Origin of the sequence: Desulfobacter curvatus DSM 3379 (assembly GCF_000373985.1) — a bacterium.
In the GTDB taxonomy this organism is placed as follows: Bacteria; Desulfobacterota; Desulfobacteria; order Desulfobacterales; family Desulfobacteraceae; genus Desulfobacter; species Desulfobacter curvatus.
The window spans coordinates 1-2,640 of record NZ_KB892984.1 but is presented as its reverse complement, the minus strand read 5'-3'; the positions used below and the strand labels follow the sequence as shown (position 1 = coordinate 2,640).

Sequence of the window (2,640 nt, the reverse complement as noted above, 5' to 3'; positions counted from 1 at the left end):
CCTTGATGCCACAAAACTTAGATAAAAATTTGTTGGAATTCAACGATATAACACCCAGCCAGGCTTAAAAAGGTGTGGTTCATACACCGCTTACGTAGCTAAGGTAACTACGCCATAATTTTCAAAGTGAATCCCGGCAGCATCAACAATACCAGTAGCGATAACAGCGTTAGGTGATTCGGAAAAACTTAAGGCATCATTGACATCCAACGTAGATTCACCCATCTTAAGATACCAGATAGTAGCAGCGGACCCTGAGTTAGCCACCCCAACAATCAGAAAAAGCCCGATTACAAAACCTAAAATTTTTTTCATTTTCATTTTTCTCCTGAACAGAAGGTTACTTTTAACACATTTCGATCAGCATTTTTTACAATCTAAATTAGATTTCAATCATTATACTTTATCGTTACATCACCTCCTTAATAGTTAAATAAATACTTAAATTAAGGCCTGTGTTTCAGGGTCTTGCTATTGCCTGATCAACTTAACTTTTAAAATTAATTAAAAAAACAGCCGCAGCCTTTCAATATAAATATTATTAATTATCCCAAAAAGACAGTATTTATATCGAAAAGGCAGTATTTATATCAAAAAGAGGTCCATAAAATGCAACATAAAATGCAACATGATCCTTAATAAAAAGACTCTACATTACATTCAATATATGATTTATGCTCAGTTAAGTAGTATGCACAAGGCGCGCCAAGCCCCCTTAGCAATATAGCACCACAAGACCAACATTCACAATTTAGGTAACTTTCAGTTAGTTAAAACTAATAGTTGAGTATATTTGCTTCTATTTTTTTGAACCAACAATAAGGCAAGAAAAAAATACTATACTATTAAGAAAAAAAACTACCAGTAATCTGAATTTTTTTTACCTTATTGATTGAGAAGCTCCCTTTTTATCTTGAATTTTTTGTGTTTGTCCATAACACATAACACCGACAAACGAGGAAAGGCCCTGCTCCATTCGCTTGTCAAACTTTTGGTCAAACAAGACCTTGAAACGCAACATGAGCCAAAGTTTTAGATATTGTAACAGGCAGAAAGTAATTTAGAAAGGAATATATATTGCGGATCGAATATCACACATACATATTTTTGAAAAATTTTAAGTGAAACGGCGTTGGAACGGCAACATAATCATTTCTCTTATGAATGGAAGATTTTTCAATTCCCTGGTGAGTAATAAAATGGTTTGTAATGACCGCCCCCGGGATATCTCCCGATACGAAAAGAGATTTCCATTCCGATCAGGATAAAGATGCCTTCAATGAATCCCTGTATTCTTTTTTCATGAGATAATTATATCTAATTCCAAATAAATGAGCATAGAATGGCAGCACTAAAGGGGAAACCCGGATCAAATCCCGGATGAAAAGCCCCCCGTCATTATTGGAAATGAATCCTTTGCGCAACATTTTCCTTCTCACTGTTGGCCTTTGCTATTTTTATCATATTTTCAGACAGATCAATGCCCGTAATTTGTACATTTGGATTATAACTTGCGATTCCTATGGAAATCCATCCTGTCCCGGTCCCACTTCAAAAAATTTACCCTCACGATTGCCCTTATTTAAAATAGTTTCAACAAAACCATTATGCACAATACTTAGTATCTGCTGATTTTTTATTCTGTTGGCTTTGAAGAAGCTATTGAATGTCACCCTACTTCTATTGTACAAAAAGTTGAAAAAATTGTCTTATGCTCATAAACTGTAAATATAGGATTGAAAATGATCAGAAAAAAACTCTGAAGCTCTCCGCGAAAAATGGATAAAAGACAATATTCATGATCCAACCAACACATTCGCTATTTTACGCAAGATTATCCCTTGGCAAAAAATCACAGACAAACTGGTACACTATTATAATGACAAAGCGGGACGGACAGGAACTCCAATCCGAACGATTGTAGCTGTTTTTATTGCTGCACGGCTCCGGTTGCTTAGTGACAGGGCGGTTGTTAGCCAGGTCAAAGAAAATCGATACATTCAATATTTTTGTAATGTCCCAGATGAAAATTTGTTCACATTTATGCATCACAGCAACCTGAGCAAATTGCGAAAACGTTTTGGTGTTAAGGGGATAGAGACAGTGGAATCAATCATTTTTAATATATTGAGAGTTGCCAAAATAATTGATACAGACAGCATGTTGATTGATTCCACCGTACTGCCCGATGACATCATTTACCCAACAGATGTCGGATTGATTTTCAAAGCCTTTAGAAAAATGGAGCAATTTGCTCGACAGTATTATATTCCCATCTGGTGGGACAGCCAGGAACTCAGGCAGCTACGGCGCGAATATAATTTGAATCGAAAAAAGGCTGAAATTGCAGATTTATTTTTCGATGCGCTCTTGATATTTTCCGCTGGATTACGGAAGTTTGAAGCAATAGTGAAAAGCCTTGAGGGTCCTGATCAAGACAGAAAAAAGCCCAAGAGCTTTTGGATCTCCTGATGCTATTCCAAGATCAGAATGCACTAAAACTTACGGGCGAAAGACATATTCCAAACCGGATTATCTCTTTTGCTGAACCGGACTCCCGCCCTATTAAAAAAGGCAAAAAACATCCGAACTGTGAATTTGGAAGTACGCTTCAATTTTCATTCAACCGCCAGGGTTTTA

At 36.4% G+C, this 2,640-nt stretch carries 2 protein-coding genes and 2 pseudogenes; 2 read left to right on the top strand and 2 right to left on the bottom strand.

Annotated elements, in window-relative coordinates; genetic code table 11:
- Positions 1 to 90 precede the first annotated feature (90 nt).
- Together B147_RS0107375 and B147_RS33455 are read right to left on the bottom strand one after the other, a co-directional pair.
- Positions 91 to 321, bottom strand: coding sequence for a hypothetical protein (locus B147_RS0107375; protein ID WP_020586577.1), 231 nt, complete (start codon positions 319 to 321; stop codon positions 91 to 93).
- Between the two features lie 1,077 nt (positions 322 to 1,398).
- Positions 1,399 to 1,536 (bottom strand): annotated as a pseudogene (locus B147_RS33455) (methyltransferase domain-containing protein); the annotation flags it as partial.
- 246 nt (positions 1,537 to 1,782) lie between these two features.
- Here B147_RS33455 and B147_RS33450 point away from each other — a divergent pair.
- Positions 1,783 to 2,067: pseudogene (locus tag B147_RS33450) on the top strand (transposase); the annotation flags it as partial.
- Between the two features lie 36 nt (positions 2,068 to 2,103).
- Positions 2,104 to 2,472 (top strand): hypothetical protein, encoded by a 369-nt coding sequence (locus tag B147_RS32790; RefSeq protein WP_020586575.1) that lies wholly within the window; start codon positions 2,104 to 2,106, stop codon positions 2,470 to 2,472.
- Positions 2,473 to 2,640: the final 168 nt, after the last annotated feature.

Coding starts and splice junctions, on each gene's coding strand:
- B147_RS0107375 (WP_020586577.1), bottom strand. CDS start 321: ATGAAAATGAAAAAAATTTTAGGTTTTGTAATCGGGCTTTTTCTGATT.